Source organism: Gilliamella sp. HK2, from assembly GCF_001690265.1.
Classification (GTDB): Bacteria; Pseudomonadota; Gammaproteobacteria; order Enterobacterales; family Orbaceae; genus Gilliamella; species Gilliamella apicola_C.
Map to the genome: position 1 here is coordinate 96,271 of NZ_LZGV01000079.1, position 14,673 is coordinate 110,943.

12 protein-coding genes are annotated in these 14,673 nt (G+C 33.3%); 5 read left to right on the forward strand and 7 right to left on the reverse strand.

Annotated features, from left to right (window positions below):
* Positions 1 to 183 precede the first annotated feature (183 nt).
* Positions 184 to 1,554, forward strand: coding sequence for a D-serine/D-alanine/glycine transporter (cycA, locus tag A9G45_RS07575; protein WP_065567716.1), 1,371 nt, complete (start codon positions 184 to 186; stop codon positions 1,552 to 1,554).
* A 46-nt stretch (positions 1,555 to 1,600) separates the two neighbouring features.
* On the opposite strand, the gene A9G45_RS07580 is transcribed toward cycA, so the two are convergent.
* The gene (locus tag A9G45_RS07580; protein WP_065567717.1) at positions 1,601 to 2,626 is read right to left on the reverse strand and encodes a TerC/Alx family metal homeostasis membrane protein; all 1,026 of its coding nucleotides are present in this window, start codon (positions 2,624 to 2,626) and stop codon (positions 1,601 to 1,603) included.
* A gap of 181 nt (positions 2,627 to 2,807) precedes the next feature.
* Between A9G45_RS07580 and dacB the strand changes: the two genes are divergently transcribed.
* On the forward strand, positions 2,808 to 4,244 hold the full coding sequence (gene dacB, locus A9G45_RS07585) for a serine-type D-Ala-D-Ala carboxypeptidase (RefSeq protein WP_065567718.1): 1,437 nt from the start codon (positions 2,808 to 2,810) through the stop codon (positions 4,242 to 4,244).
* Between the two features lie 58 nt (positions 4,245 to 4,302).
* Here the strand turns inward: dacB and A9G45_RS07590 are convergent, their stop codons facing one another.
* Together A9G45_RS07590 and A9G45_RS07595 are read right to left on the reverse strand one after the other, a co-directional pair.
* Complete coding sequence (locus tag A9G45_RS07590) at positions 4,303 to 6,138, reverse strand: ABC transporter ATP-binding protein (protein WP_065567719.1); 1,836 nt, start codon at positions 6,136 to 6,138, stop codon at positions 4,303 to 4,305.
* A 254-nt stretch (positions 6,139 to 6,392) separates the two neighbouring features.
* Complete coding sequence (locus tag A9G45_RS07595) at positions 6,393 to 7,085, reverse strand: LexA family transcriptional regulator (RefSeq protein WP_065567720.1); 693 nt, start codon at positions 7,083 to 7,085, stop codon at positions 6,393 to 6,395.
* A 616-nt stretch (positions 7,086 to 7,701) separates the two neighbouring features.
* Between A9G45_RS07595 and A9G45_RS13815 the strand changes: the two genes are divergently transcribed.
* Positions 7,702 to 7,878, forward strand: coding sequence for a Sec-independent protein translocase subunit TatA (locus A9G45_RS13815; RefSeq protein WP_081295562.1), 177 nt, complete (start codon positions 7,702 to 7,704; stop codon positions 7,876 to 7,878).
* Positions 7,879 to 7,892: 14 nt separating this feature from the next.
* Positions 7,893 to 9,077 carry an FAD-dependent monooxygenase gene (locus A9G45_RS07600; RefSeq protein ID WP_065567721.1) on the forward strand — a complete coding sequence of 395 codons (1,185 nt, stop codon included), beginning with the start codon at positions 7,893 to 7,895 and terminating at the stop codon, positions 9,075 to 9,077.
* 617 nt (positions 9,078 to 9,694) lie between these two features.
* Here A9G45_RS07600 and A9G45_RS07605 read toward each other — a convergent pair.
* The 4 genes from A9G45_RS07605 to raiA all read right to left on the reverse strand — a co-directional run bounded on the left by A9G45_RS07605 (position 9,695) and on the right by raiA (position 13,574).
* On the reverse strand, positions 9,695 to 10,879 hold the full coding sequence (locus A9G45_RS07605; protein WP_065567722.1) for an MFS transporter: 1,185 nt from the start codon (positions 10,877 to 10,879) through the stop codon (positions 9,695 to 9,697).
* 68 nt (positions 10,880 to 10,947) lie between these two features.
* Entirely contained in the window at positions 10,948 to 11,991 is a 1,044-nt protein-coding gene (gene mutY, locus A9G45_RS07610) for an A/G-specific adenine glycosylase (RefSeq protein ID WP_065567723.1), read from the reverse strand.
* Between the two features lie 5 nt (positions 11,992 to 11,996).
* The gene (gene pheA, locus A9G45_RS07615) at positions 11,997 to 13,148 is read right to left on the reverse strand and encodes a bifunctional chorismate mutase/prephenate dehydratase (RefSeq protein ID WP_065567724.1); all 1,152 of its coding nucleotides are present in this window, start codon (positions 13,146 to 13,148) and stop codon (positions 11,997 to 11,999) included.
* Between the two features lie 96 nt (positions 13,149 to 13,244).
* Positions 13,245 to 13,574, reverse strand: a complete 330-nt coding sequence (gene raiA / locus A9G45_RS07620) for a ribosome-associated translation inhibitor RaiA (protein ID WP_065567725.1) — start codon at positions 13,572 to 13,574, stop codon at positions 13,245 to 13,247.
* 405 nt (positions 13,575 to 13,979) lie between these two features.
* Here raiA and trmJ point away from each other — a divergent pair, with 405 nt between their 5' ends.
* Positions 13,980 to 14,666, forward strand: coding sequence for a tRNA (cytosine(32)/uridine(32)-2'-O)-methyltransferase TrmJ (gene trmJ / locus A9G45_RS07625; protein WP_065567783.1), 687 nt, complete (start codon positions 13,980 to 13,982; stop codon positions 14,664 to 14,666).
* The last annotated feature ends 7 nt before the right edge of the window (positions 14,667 to 14,673 follow it).

Consider the following 14,673-nt stretch of genomic DNA (forward strand, 5'->3'; position numbering starts at 1 on the left):
TATAATAAGTTAAGTATCATTGTTAGTTATGCTACACAATTCTATTATAAGAAACTACCAATAATTATGGTGTAGTCATAAAAAGTTTTCATAAAAATTCAACTTGCGATTTTATTCTATAGACTTTATAGTCCTATATTCTTTATTAAATTAAGAAATTGAGCAAATAAAAGGAAAATAGCGATGAGCGCTTCCTCAAAGCATGATCTAAAACGGAACCTTTCTAACCGCCATATTCAATTAATTGCAATTAGTGGTGCTATCGGTACCGGCTTATTTATGGGCTCAGGAAAGACAATTAGCCTTGCAGGGCCGTCTATTATTTTTGTCTATATGGTTATTGGATTTGTTCTATTTTTTGTTATGCGAGCGATGGGAGAAATTCTACTTTCTAATTTAAAGTATAAATCTTTTAGTGATTTCTCTAACGACCTTTTAGGGCCTTGGGCAGGATTTTTCACTGGTTGGACTTATTGGTTTTGTTGGGTAGTTACAGGAATTGCAGATGTTATTGCAATTGCTGGTTATGCTCAATATTGGTTTCCCGAACTGCAATCTTGGATACCAATGTTATTAACAGTTACCTTACTATTAACCTTAAACCTATTAACAGTAAAAATGTTTGGTGAGACAGAATTCTGGTTTTCAATGATCAAAATTATTGCTATTTTAGCCTTGATTGGTATTGGAATAGTGCTTATTTTAACCTCTTTCCATTCTGAACAAACTAATAGCATAGCTACATTTTCAAATTTATGGGAATATGGTGGATTTTTCCCAAATGGAATTATGGGTTTTTTTGCTGGTTTTCAAATTGCAATCTTTGCTTTTGTAGGGATCGAGTTAGTGGGTACAACAGCAGCAGAAACAGTTGACCCAAACAAGAATTTGCCACGAGCTATTAACTCTGTACCTGTCCGAATCATATTTTTCTATGTTTTTGCTTTAATCATCATTATGAGCGTTACACCATGGACGTTAATTTCTCCAAATAAAAGTCCATTTGTTGAGTTATTTACATTAATTGGTTTACCAGCAGCTGCAAGTATCATTAATTTTGTCGTATTAACATCAGCAGCATCTTCCGCTAATAGCGGTATTTACTCTACAAGCAGAATGCTATTTGGGCTAGCTAAAAAACAAGATGCTCCTGAGCCTTTTGGTAAATTATCAACTCGCTCGGTACCCGCTAATGGTTTACTGTTTTCATGTGCTTGCTTATTTGGTGGCGTAGTTTTGATTTATTTAGTACCTAATGTCATGGAAGCTTTTACTATAGTAACCACCATTTCAGCTATTTTATTTATGTTTATTTGGTCAATGATTCTTATTTCTTATATTGCTTATCGTCGTAAAAAAATAAAATTGCATGAACAATCTAAATTTAAAATGCCTGGTGGTATTTTTATGAGTGGTGTTTGTTTAGCTTTTTTTGTTTTTATGATTGTATTGCTTACTTTTGAAGCCGATACTCGCCAAGCACTCGTGGCCACTCCTATTTGGTTTATTATTTTAGCTGTGAGTTATTACATTCGCTCTTTAAAACGCAGATAAATCTAAAAATAAAAAGGCGGGTGATCCTGCCTTTTTATTTTTGTAATTATTGATCTTTATTTTTTACCGGCCAAATAATACTAGCAATAATACCCAAAGTTAAGATGCCTAAAATGACATAAAGACTTGTGGTTGGATCTATATCTATACCACACCCAAATAAATGATTACTTGCATTTAAAGCTAATTTCCCTGCAATAAAAAAAAGTAAGCAAATCACCGCCTTACTAAGATGGACTAAATACTGTTGCATGGCTTGTAAAATAAAGTACATCGTTCTAAGACCTAAAATAGCGAAGATCATGGCGCTATAGACAATTAATGGTTCTTGGCTCACGGCAATTACTGCAGGAACTGAATCAAAAGCAAACATAACGTCACTTAATTCAATTACAACAATACATAAAAATAGTGGTGTAGCATAAAAAAGACTTTTAGGTATTTTATCAACTAAGTTATTGTTTTCAGCTTTTGCAAGCTCTATATCAAGCTGTTTTTGTGACAATAAAAAACTGTGGCCGACAATTTTTGGGTAAGTTGGAAAAATACGTTTGGCAATGCGAAAAGCAAAGTGATTTGAATAATCTTTAATATTTTCGGCATTATCTTGATTTTTCAACATCATTATTCCCGTGCAAGCAACCAATATTGAAAACACCAACTCCATCCAAGGACCTAAATACAACAAACCTGTGCCAATTACGACAAATATGGCGCGAAATATAATAGCACCAATAACCCCCCAATAAAGTAAGCGATGGCGATAGTTATTTGGTACAGCAAACCATGAAAAAATAGCCATAATGACAAACAGATTATCGACCGATAAGGCTTTTTCAAGAACATAACCTGTAATAAATAAGCTGGCTATAGTGCTGCCATGGTGAATGTATAAAAATAGTGCAAATCCTAATGCAACCGCTATCCAAAATAGCGACCAAATAATAGCATTTTTTAAGCTGATTGGTTTATCGTTATGGTGAGCGTATAAATCAATAATAATTGCAGTCACGGCTAGCCCAACAAATACTAATATTGTTTCTATTGGAAAACCTAATGAATTTTGAATCATAGTTATATTACCTAGTATTAAAAGCTATATGAAGTTAACTTTTCTTTTGGCTATGTTAAATTATTCGATAGCACATAATTATAAAAGTGGTTGAGTATATATTGCTAGCTAAATCAAAAAAAGTTATATTTGCAAGTCCCATTTAACTGTTTTAATTTAATAACATTTTGAGCAAGCATTCATGACAAAATTCAGGGTAATAATTTTCTTTCTTCTTCCTTTTTTTTCAGGACTATTACATGCGCAACCAGTAGAGCCTTATATATCATCTTTACCTAAAGGAAGCGATTTGTCTATTTTGGTTCAATCTGTAGGAAGAAGCCCTAAGACATTAGCAAAATATAAAAGCGATCAATTCAAACACCCAGCCAGCACTCAAAAAGTGATAACCGCATTAGCTGCTGAGTTGGAATTAGGTCGAAATTTCCGATTTACAACACGCCTGCAAACTAATGGCGTTATTAGTAATAAACAATTAAATGGTGATCTTATTATTCAACTTAGCGGAGATCCCACTTTTACGCGAGCCAAATTAAAAACAATGATTGCTGAAATGCGCCAAAAAGGTATTGAAAAAATAGCAGGAAATATAATTTTAGATACTTCGATATTTACAAGCCATGACAAAGCTGCGGGGTGGTCATGGAATAATTTAACGGCTTGCTACAATGCCCCACCATCTGCAGCAATTATTGATGATAATTGTTTTTATGCAACTGTGACACCAAATAAAGTAGGTGAAAAAGCCTCAATATCTAAACCTACTAATATTCCAGTTACTGTAACAGCTGATGTAAAAACCATTGCAAAAAACAGTAAAGATCCCAATGATAGGTATTGTGAGTTGGATGTTAGCTATTTAGACAAAAATCGTTATCATTTATCAGGATGTATTGCTGCAAGCTCAGATAAAACACCATTAAAATTTGCAGTAATTGATGGGGTTGAATATTTTTCATCTATTTTAAAAAATGAACTTAAGCAACAAAAGATAACTTATACAGGATCGCTACTTCAACGCAAAGAAAAGAATAATGCTCAATTGACCTTACTCGCCTCTAGCCAATCAGCACCACTTTCAGAACTATTAACTGTCATGCTTAAAAAGTCAAATAATCTATATGCAGATGCTATTTTTAGAACCTTAGGCGCACATTACTATAATGTACAAGGCACATGGCGTAATGGTGGCGATGCAGTTAGACAAATTTTACGCAAAAAAGCAGGTATAAATTTAGAAAATTTAGTGATTGCTGATGGTTCGGGTTTGTCTAGGTTAAACTTGGTAAGCGCTGATAAATTAATGGAAATTTTACAATATATTTCAGCTAATGATTCTCAGCTAAAAATTATTGAAATGTTACCTATTGCAGGTATTGATGGTACATTAAAAAACCGTAAAAGCTTTAATCAGACACCTTTTAAAGAGACAATACGTGCTAAAACTGGTTATATTCAAGGTTGCTATAATTTAGCTGGATTTATCCAAAAACCTGATGGTAAATATGTAGCTTTTGTACAATTATTATCTGGTTATCAAGCGGATAATAAAAACGAATCAAAAAATAGTGCAATTATGCGTTTTGAATCAGAATTTTACAAAAATTTTATTAATTAAGCAGTGATAAGGACATTATAAGTTTAATGTCCTTATTTACTAATAAAAATGTATAAAATTAAATATTATCCCCTAAAAATCCACCGCTTTGATGTTTCCACAGCTGTGCATATAATCCATTTTTTATGAGTAATTCTTGGTGTGTGCCTTGCTCAATAATTTTACCTTGATCAAGTACAACTAACCTATCCATTGCAGCAATGGTTGATAAACGGTGGGCAATGGCAATAACGGTCTTACCTTCCATTAACGTATATAAGCTTTCCTGAATTGCTTGCTCAATTTCGGAATCCAGTGCGCTTGTTGCTTCATCTAACAATAAAATAGGCGCATTTTTAAGAATGACCCGGGCAATTGCAATGCGTTGTCTTTGACCACCAGATAATTTTATACCTCGTTCACCTACAAATGCGTCATATCCTGTTTTACCTTTTGCATCAACTAATGTTTGAATAAAGTTATCTGCATGAGCTCTTTGTGCGGCTTTTATCATTTCTTCTTCTGAAGCATTATTGTTACCATAAAGTAAGTTTTCTCGTACTGAGCGATGTAACAACGAGGTATCTTGTGTTACCATGCCAATTTGAGCGCGCAGGCTTTCTTGAGTAACAGTGGTAATATCCTGACCGTCAATAACAATTTCACCACTTTGTAAATCATAAAAACGGAGTAATAAATTAATAAGCGTTGACTTTCCTGCTCCTGATCGGCCAACTAAACCAATTTTTTCGCCTGGTTTTATCGTTAGGTCTAAATTCTCAATTACTGAGCTACGTTTTTTCTCATCATAACTAAAATAAATATGTTTAAACTCAATTTTACCTTGAGTTACATTAAGCTTAGGCGCATTTGGTTGATCAATCACTGCTTTAGCGACAGAAAACGTATTAATGCCATCTTTTACTACACCAATATTTTCAAATAGCGCTGCTATTTCCCACATAATCCAGTGTGAAAAACCATTTAATCGAAGTGCTACTGCTGTTGCTGTGGCAATTGCGCCAATACCAATTAATTGATTTGTCCATAGCCACAAGGCAACACCTGTTGTGCTTAGCACTAAGGAAATGGACAATAAATGATTTACTATTTCAAAACTACTGACTAGCCGCATTTGTTTATTAACAGTAACTAAAAACTCATTCATCGATTCTTGAGCGTATTTTGCCTCATTACCTGCATGAGAAAATAGTTTTACTGTTATAATGTTGGTATAAGCATCGGTGACTCGCCCAGTCATTGTCGAACGAGCGTCCGCTTGTGCACTTGCTACTTTACTTAAACGAGGAATAAAATAATACATAGCAATGCCATAAATTAGACACCAGATCATAAATGGCACTAATAACAAAAGATCTAATTGCCCGATGATTGTAGCCATAGTAATAAACGAAATAAGAACATAGATAAAAATATCTGCCACTAAAAAACAAGTATCACGAACTGCGAGTGCCGTTTGCATGACTTTTGCCGATATTCTTCCAGCAAATTCATCTTGAAAAAAACGCATACTTTGATTAAGCACTAACCGATGCAGGTTCCACCGCAATCGCATTGGAAAATTTCCAGCTAGGCACTGATGTTTAATAATCGTTTGTAGCCCAATAATAATGGTACTTCCTATAATGATTAGGGCTAACATCGCTAATGTTGTTTTTTCTTGTTGCCAAAATTTGCTAGGTTCAACAACTGAAAGCCAATCAATAACTTTACCAAGAGCAGCATATAAAAAAGCTTCAAAAGCACCGCCTAATGCGCTAAAAATAATTAATAGCAACAAAAATAAGCGAGTCCCTTTCGCTGATTGCCATATGAAACTAAAAAAGTTTCTAGCCATAGGTTGAGGTTCATCTTTTGGATAAGATGACACCAATTTTTCAAAAAATTGATACATATTAGACCTGATTCATCATAGCGTTTTTTATTAATACTACTATTAATAATATAAAAAAATAGAGGTAGTGCAAATAGGCATATGTTGCCTTTGAATCTCAATTTATCTGGAATTTCCAATTAATATCATTTAGCTATCTGGTTGCTATTAATCGGTTTATCAATATAGAAGAAATCAATGAGGGAACAAAATATCTAATATTCCCTCTAACTTTCAATTATATATTGAAAGTTAATATATAGCTATTAAAGGTATTAAAATATGTCTTTAATAAGAAGAACAACACGGCCTACAATATGATATTTATGAAAATCTGACTTGGGAACTTCAATGGTTGGATTCTGGCTATTATTACAAATTAATAACCAACCATTAAGTGTTAAACGAACCTTTCTTAAAAAGGTAATATCTTCGTATTCAATTAGATAAATTGCACCATCAACAATACCTGTTATTTCAGTGTTAAGAATTAGTCCATTATTGTTTTCGATTTCTGGTGACATTAAATCGCCTTTGGCCCAGTATATAATTAATTTTTTAGCATCTAAGCCACGGTGCTTAGCCCAACCCTCAATGATAGGATAATTCATCAATGGAGGGGTTTCTCTTACAAAACGTTCTTTTTGTGCTTCCTCTTTTGTTGGTAGTTGTTTATTATAAACAGGAATGCGATAAATATTTTCGCTGTAGATATCTTCATCGTTATTTTTAGAATCTACAAACTCTAGTTTATGACCAGTAGCAAGCCAATTAAAAGAAACATTACATTTTTCAGCGATGACTTCCAAACGTGTCAGTGAAGGGTAAGTTTTGCCAGATAAGTAGTCTCGAATTACCGTTTCGGACATATCGCATTTTTTAGCGAAGGCTGAAACAGATAAACCTTGCATAGAGCTGAGCAATCTATCTTTAAAAGTTTTAACATTATTATTTTTAATTGTATTCATCTTTAATCCATTATATCTATCACTAGTTTATTAATTATAGTGCATTTTTTTATAGTTTTGTATATACCTATTATTTGGAAAACCGATTAAATTAATTTTATTTTTTCACTTTTTCGTTTTTTTAAAATTTATATTTTTGTATTTCTCGTTTTTTAATGTATTGGTAAAAACAGTTGAAGAAAATAATTATTCTTTGTTTTTTGTTTGTTTGTTTGTTTTTTTCTGCGAGAAAAATATTTTTTTATGATTGTTTATACCTTTTTTATTTAAAATTGATATTAATCAAAATTTAATAGTAGCAATCAAAATTATTAACCAATTGTTTTTTAAAGATTTAAATCACAACTCACATAATAACCAAACAAGCCAATAACAAATAAAAACGATTGACTAAAGCGAAAAAAAATGGATAATAAGCAGGGTAAGGATTTTTCATTGTTTTCTTTCCTTATATTCCTTATATTTCATGTTGGCCTGTATAGTTTTATACAGGTCTTTTTTTATTCTTGAACTATTTATGAAATCCCTTCATAAAAAGAGTATAATGATCACTCCATAAAATATGTTCTAAAGTCTACCCTAAATAGAGCGTTATATTTATTAAGAGGATTTGATTATGTCTTTTAGTATTCCACACCTTTTAGTGTTTCTTGCTGTCGTTATTTTATTATTTGGCACTAAAAAGTTGCGTAATTTAGGTTCTGATCTTGGTTCAGCATTAAAAGGCTTCAAGAAAGCAATGAATGACGATGATATTGAACCCCAAAATGATGATAAGTTAGATAATAAATAGTTTTGCTTCTAGGTATGAATATTCAATTTGATGTAGCAATTGTAGGGGGCGGATTAGTTGGTTTAGCAACTGCTTGCGCACTTAGCCAATACGCGCTAAAAATAGCGATTATAGATACTAAAATTCACCAGCACCAATCTTTCTCACAGAATGAAATAGGTATTAGAGCCTCAGCTATTAATGGCGCAAGTCAACATTACTTTTCGCAAATAGGTATATGGAATGATTTATGTGCAAGTAAACGTGTACAAGAATTTACTGAAATAGGTGTATGGGAAAAAAATGGCCAAGCTCATTTATCTGCTCATGCCAAAGATTATGGGTATTCCAATCTTGGCTATATAATCGAAAATAATATTATTTCTCATTACCTTTACCAATATGCTTTAAATTGTAGCAATATTAATATTTATAATTGCGAGGCAATTGACTGTGCATTTAATGATGATTTTGCTTTTTTGACACTTGCTAATAAAGCTATCTTACAGACTAAATTACTAATTGGTGCAGATGGTGCTCATTCCTGGGTACGTCAACGCAAAAATATTTCTGTTTTTGAACGCGATTATCTGCATCATGCTGTTATTACAACGGTTGAAACCGAGTACCCTCACCAATCTTGTGCGAGGCAGATTTTTTATCCAAATGGTATTGTGGCTTTTCTACCCTTGTGGCAGGCCAACAAAAGTTGTTTGGTTTGGTCAACAAAACCAGATAATGCGACTAGTTTAGCTTCTCTATCTGAATCGGAGTTTTCTGATGAGTTATTTCGGTTAACTGGCGATAAAGTCGGTCAATGTCAGTTAATTAACCCTCGTATGGTATTTCCATTAAAAGCCCGCATTGCAAGACAATTTATTCAACATCGGCTTGTCTTAATTGGTGATGCGGCTCATACCATTCATCCTTTAGCTGGGCAAGGTGTAAATTTAGGTTTTCAAGATTCTGCATTATTAGTCTCAACAATTAAAACATTAATCGATGAACAAAAAGATATTGGTTTAGTTTGCAATTTAAAACCATTTCAGTTTACTCGTCGTAAAGATACTTTAGTGATGTTAGCAGCAATGCAAACAATTCAAGATATGTTTAATGGTGATAATTTGCTTAAAAAGATGATAAGAACAGTAGGAATGAATACTATTGATTGTTGTTCTCCAATAAAAAAACAAATTATCAAATATGCTATGCGTATTTAACCGCCATCTTTTAACAATACTCTTGTGGTTTTGCTACAAGAGTTAATCATATTATTTTAAAACAGCTTGATAACATCTTAATATAAAATAGGATACAGGAACAGATGAAACCTAATAAGACGCACATTATGCAGATGTTAACTAAATATAGCTCAACTACATCGTCAACGATTAGCTCATGCTTGAGCTAAATAAACCATTGCACATTAAGCGATGATAATTAGTTACGATATTGTTGTTCAAATATAGTCATTTTTATATCCTTATCTAAAATTACGATTTGCTTTTATGTATATCTTGTTTTTTATTTAAGGCTTAGATTTTTTCAATAATTTTTCTAACTGTCATTTCATCAAATATTTTTGGTAAATAGCCACACAGACCTTTGTTCTGGAAAGCAAATCAGCCATGTTTTTTATTATTCGCAACATCGATGTTATGTAACAAGCCATTTTTATGATTAACCGCTATAGACTTCTGGATATCTTTTACAAAGTATTAAACATAACACCCATTGAATATAAAACATTAAAATAAGCCACATGATTTTTATATGAATTAAATATTAACCCTCGGGGCTAACACAGATAATAAATCATTTACGTTTGTTAATAACTTTAAGATTTTTGATGAGTTTTAATATAAAAAAACCAACTAGTAATGCCTAATATTGCCAAGGAAGTACTTGCAATAATTATCGCTTTCCATCCGTAATGACTAAACAAATAAGTCGATCCAACAGAGCCTAACATTCCGCCAATAAAATAACATACCATATAACCCGTGTTCATTCGGCTACGTGCTTCTGGTCTGATTTGATAAATAGCATTCATATTAGAAACATGGGTAACTTGTACAGCAAAATCTAATAAAACCACACCTAGAATTAAAGCAGTAATGGAATATTGAGCGAATGAAAGTGGTAGCCAAGACAATAGTAATAAGCTTAATCCAATGGTTGTTGCAATATAACCTTTGCCTTTGTCTGACAGTTTTCCAACTATTGGCGATCCCATCGCTCCTGCAGCTCCCGCTAATCCAAATAAACCAATCATAAAATCAGAATAGTGATATGGTGCATTAGTTAACAAAAAGGCAAGTGGTGTCCATAATAATGAAAATAGCGAAAATGAGATAATAGCTAATAATGAGCGAATTCTTAATATCGGTTCTTGTTTATATAATGAACCAATTGAGCATAAAAGTTGAAAATAATTAATATTAATGGTATTACTATATTTTGGTAGTGAAATCGAAAGCAATAGTGTCACAATAATCATAACACCTGTTGCAATCCAATATACACCATGCCAATCCGCAATTGAGGATATAGCGCCAGCAAAAGTTCTTCCCAATAAAATACCTAGTAACATACCGCTCATTAAAGTACCAACAACTTTACCTCGATGATCTGGCCTTGAGAGTGTTGCCGCAAAAGGTATTAAGACTTGAGCAACCGTTGAAAATAAACCTGTCATTGCGGTACCGATGATAAGCATCCATATATTTTGAGATAATGCGCTTACCATAAGTCCACAAGTGGATAATATCATTAAAATAATAATTAACCGCTTACGCTCTACCTTATCACCAAGTGGTGTAATAAATAGCAAGCCTATGGCATAACTAAATTGTGCAGCCATAATGATTGCTCCAGCATGTTCTACTTTTATATGTAGATTATTTGTAATTGAATGTAATAGCGGTTGAGCGTAATAATTGTTAGCAATTGTAATACCAATAGCAAATGCCATTAAAAAGACTAAGTAGCCAGATAAGCCTTGATGTTGTTTGTTTTGCATAATTAAATAGAATTAAAAATAATCAGTGATTATATCCTAAAAATAGCATGAGTATTGATAAACAAACGTTAACAAGACGTTTGTTTTAATAAGTTATAAACAGGTGTTGCAAGCCCTATTTTTGCATTGTCGGATTTTAGGTTATACCAATAACCGCAAGGTTGTTCCCAACATTTTGTATGTTTAGTAATTACACAATAAATTGGAACAATATCTAAGTGAAAGTGGCTAAATGTATGGCGAAATGCAATAAGTTGCTTGGGTTTTGTGGTTTCAATACCTTGTTTTTTTAACCAGTCAGTTAATGCTTGTTGGCTTGCAAACTGAGGCAAACAGTATAATCCTCCCCATATGCCAGACGGAGGTCTTTTTTCAAGCCAAATCGTATTATTATATTCCAGCATTAAAAAATAGGCTGTCTTTGCAGGAATGGTACTTTTAGTTTTTTTGGTTGGGTATTGTTGCCAACTTTCTGTCTTATAAGCTAAGCAGTTACCATGCAAAGGGCATAAAGTGCACTTAGGTTTACTGCGAGTACAAACCGTTGCACCTATATCCATCATGGCTTGATTAAACTTTGCAACATCTTGCTTAGGTGTCACTCGCTTGCTTAATTCCCAGAGCTTATTTTCAATCTTTTTAATACCTGGCCAGCCTTCAACAGCAAAATATCGAGTGAGCACACGTTTTACATTGCCATCTAAAATGGGATAATGCTGATTTTGCGAAAGAGATAAAATAGCGCCAGCAGTTGAACGCCCCACACCAGGCAGCGCCACCACATCATCAAATTGTGTTGGAAATGAGCCATTAAATTTTTCCGCAATTGTTTGTGCTGCCTTATGTAAATTGCGCGCTCTTGCATAGTAACCCAGTCCAGTCCAAAGATGTAATACATCATCAAGTGGTGCTTGTGCTAGGTCTGTTATCTTAGGAAATTGCTCAATAAATCGGTTAAAGTAAGGAATCACCGTTGCAACTTGTGTTTGTTGCAACATCACTTCTGATAACCAAACATGATAGGCGCTTTTTTCGAGTTGCCATGGCAATGATTTTCTACCATACTTCTCATACCAGTTAAGTACCGCTTGTGAAAAATGTTGCATTGTCATAATGGTTACATTATAGAAACAATAGAATCACTTGGATAGCATCCGAGCACTTTGGTATATAGTGTCATTGAAGCTAGCTCTTTAAGCGCTGTTTGCATTTCATAAGAATGAATGTTGCCATGTAAATCAATATAAAACATTTCTTCCCATGGTGTACCATGAATTGGACGAGATTCAAGCTTAGTCATGATGATATTATGATTGCGTAATACTAATAACGCATCAACTAAAGCACCAGCTTGTTGGCCTGTTTTCATTAAAATAGTGGTTTTAGCAGGAATTTGATCTGAAACCGCAATTGGTTGTCTTGCAAGCACGATAAAACGCGTTATGTTCTCTTTTTGATTAGCAAAGTTATGTTTAAGAACTTGTAATCCATATAATTCGCCACCATCCTTATTCCCCATTGCAGCAACATTCGGCTTATTCAATTTAGCAACGGTTTCCATTGCTGATGAAGTGCTATCACAATATACAATCTTCCAATGAGGGTGACTTTCTAAGAAATTACTACATTGCTGGAAAGGTTGTGGGTGGCTATAAATAGTGTCGATTTGCGCTAATTGCGAATTCGGCATGGCAAGCACACAATGATCAATAGGTAATGAAAGCTCGCCAATAATATGCAAGTTGGTTTTTTGTAATAAGTCATAAACTTCGTTAATTGAACCAGAGCTAGAATTTTCTATCGGCAAAATTCCATAGTCGACTTCGCCCCTTTCAACCTGCTCAAATACATCTTTGAATGAAGTACAACTAGATTCGATCATCTGATCTAAGTGAGCACTTGCATAACGGCGTGTTGCTGAATGTGAATAAGAACCCTTAGGTCCTAAAAAAGCAACTTTGGCTGTGGCGATAATATCGTCATTCAGTTTTTCTTGTAAAATTTTTTGTTGTAATAGGACTGAGTCTTCAATAATTAATTGATATAAACGTTTAATAAACACATCATCAAGATGATAGTTTTTCCCTTGATTAATTAATGAAATAATAAGTGAACGCTCACGCTCCATATCGCGAACAGGAATATTTGCTCCAATTTTTGTGTGAATAACTTGTGTTGAAAGATTACGCCGTTTAGCAATAAGCTCTAACAACATCTTATCAAGTTCATTAATTTTATCGCGTAAAGGTAACAAAGGATTTGTAGTCATTTTTATAATGATATTAAAAAAAGATAGGTTGTATTATAACAAGCAAAAAAATAAAGGCACTATCGAAGTGCCTTTTTATTGCATCGAAAAAATAAATCAAATTTCTTCTAATACAGTATCTTTTATACTGCTTGTCGCTCGACGTGCTTCACCTTTATGTTGCAGTTTATTAAGCTGTTTTTCAAGCTTTTCAATAAGGTCATTAATCGCTGCATACATATCAATATGTTTAGCTGACGCCACTAATGGTGTGCCTTTTGTGATAATGGTTGCATCAACGACAAAGCCGTCTGGCTCTTTGCATAAAATAAAATGAGGATTTATTAATTGTGCTCGCCATTTGTCCAATTTAGTATATTTTTCTTCTAAATAGCTACGCATAGCAGGAGTAATATCCATTTGTTTACTGGTAATATTTAACGCCATAATTAATCTCCTTGTTTTTTCAGACGATGGTTAATGCCGTTATTGATTTGAGCCATTTTCATGATTATACAGTGCCAAATTATATTTGGCTCGTCAATATAATCTTTATTATTAATCCTATTTTGTGATTGTTGTCTAAAAAATTCAATTTTACATTTTATGCTAATTTACTATTAATAGCAGTTAATCACATGTTGTTTTTTTTATTATTTTTATAATGGAAAACAATTTTATTAATATCTAATCGTATCAGTAATCACCTATATTCTGCACCTTAATGCCATTTTAGTATATACTTATTTTATGCATTTTTTAGTTATGATTGATTAATATTTTAATGAGGATGATGTGAATTATTTAGATAATGTAAAAATTGTTTTAGTCGAAACATCGCATACAGGCAACATGGGTTCTGCGGCAAGAGCAATGAAAACAATGGGATTAACTAACCTTTGTTTAGTCAACCCAATCATCAAACCTGATTCTCAATCGATTTCGTTAGCGGCAGGAGCTAGTGATATTATTAAAAATGCACAACTCTTTGCATCGCTTGAGCAAGCAATTGCCGATTGTACTTTAGTAATTGGCACTAGTGCACGTTCTCGTAGTTTACAATGGCCTCATTTAACACCGAAAGAGTGTAGTGATAAAATTATTCAAGAAACGACCAATACTCGTTCTAAAGTTGCTTTAGTGTTTGGGCGTGAGCGAGTTGGTTTAACCAATGAAGAATTGCAAAAGTGCCATTACCATGTCGAAATTCCTGCTAATCCTGATTATAGTTCTCTAAATTTGGCAATGTCAGTACAAGTTTTGTGCTACGAAATTCGCATGTCAATGCTAAATCTTGACGAGCAGCGTTCTGAATTAAAAAGCAACGGTAATATAAACTCAGAGTTTCCGGTAGATGCTGATATAGAGCGTTTTTACCAGCATTTAGAACAAACTTTATTACAGACAGGTTTTATCAATGCCAATCATCCAGGGCAAATTATGGGACGTTTACGTCGATTATTTACTCGAGCGCGTATTGAACAACAAGAGTTAAATATTTTACGCGGCATTTTAACGTCGATAGATAAAAAGTTGTGATAACTGA

Coding starts and splice junctions, on each gene's coding strand:
- cycA (WP_065567716.1), top strand. CDS start 184: ATGAGCGCTTCCTCAAAGCATGATCTAAAACGGAACCTTTCTAACCGC.
- A9G45_RS07580 (WP_065567717.1), bottom strand. CDS start 2,626: ATGATTCAAAATTCATTAGGTTTTCCAATAGAAACAATATTAGTATTT.
- dacB (WP_065567718.1), top strand. CDS start 2,808: ATGACAAAATTCAGGGTAATAATTTTCTTTCTTCTTCCTTTTTTTTCA.
- A9G45_RS07590 (WP_065567719.1), bottom strand. CDS start 6,138: ATGTATCAATTTTTTGAAAAATTGGTGTCATCTTATCCAAAAGATGAA.
- A9G45_RS07595 (WP_065567720.1), bottom strand. CDS start 7,085: ATGAATACAATTAAAAATAATAATGTTAAAACTTTTAAAGATAGATTG.
- A9G45_RS13815 (WP_081295562.1), top strand. CDS start 7,702: ATGTCTTTTAGTATTCCACACCTTTTAGTGTTTCTTGCTGTCGTTATT.
- A9G45_RS07600 (WP_065567721.1), top strand. CDS start 7,893: ATGAATATTCAATTTGATGTAGCAATTGTAGGGGGCGGATTAGTTGGT.
- A9G45_RS07605 (WP_065567722.1), bottom strand. CDS start 10,879: ATGCAAAACAAACAACATCAAGGCTTATCTGGCTACTTAGTCTTTTTA.
- mutY (WP_065567723.1), bottom strand. CDS start 11,991: ATGACAATGCAACATTTTTCACAAGCGGTACTTAACTGGTATGAGAAG.
- pheA (WP_065567724.1), bottom strand. CDS start 13,148: ATGACTACAAATCCTTTGTTACCTTTACGCGATAAAATTAATGAACTT.
- raiA (WP_065567725.1), bottom strand. CDS start 13,574: ATGGCGTTAAATATTACCAGTAAACAAATGGATATTACTCCTGCTATG.
- trmJ (WP_065567783.1), top strand. CDS start 13,980: ATGGGTTCTGCGGCAAGAGCAATGAAAACAATGGGATTAACTAACCTT.